1 pseudogene is annotated in these 285 nt (G+C 71.6%); it reads right to left on the bottom strand.

From position 1 onward, the window contains the following. Window positions 1-285: pseudogene (locus tag BZY54_RS54350) on the bottom strand (type III polyketide synthase); the annotation flags it as partial.

The following is a 285-nucleotide window of genomic DNA, read 5'->3' as shown; positions in this document are numbered from 1 at the left end:
GCGGGAGTCGTCGCGCTGCTGCAGTGTGAGCGAGCACAGTTCGACGCAGAGCAGCACAGCGGTGTCCTGCGGGTGCCCGCGCAGGTAGTCGTGCAGCCGGGAGAGTCCGGCCGCGCCCGCCACGCAGCCCAGGCCGAACACGGGAAGCCGTTTGACGTCTGGTCGCAGCCGCAGTCTCCCGGCCAGCCGGGCGTCCAGTGACGGAGCGGCGATCCCGGTGATGGAGGTGCACACCAGGAGATCGACGTCGGCCGGTTCCAGGCCGGCCTGCCGCAACGCACCGGT

It is taken from the genome of Streptomyces carpinensis (assembly GCF_002154505.1).
GTDB classification, from domain to species: domain Bacteria; phylum Actinomycetota; class Actinomycetes; order Streptomycetales; family Streptomycetaceae; genus Streptomyces; species Streptomyces carpinensis.
Note: the sequence above shows the minus strand (reverse complement) of the source record. Positions and strands in the feature narration are given on the sequence as shown.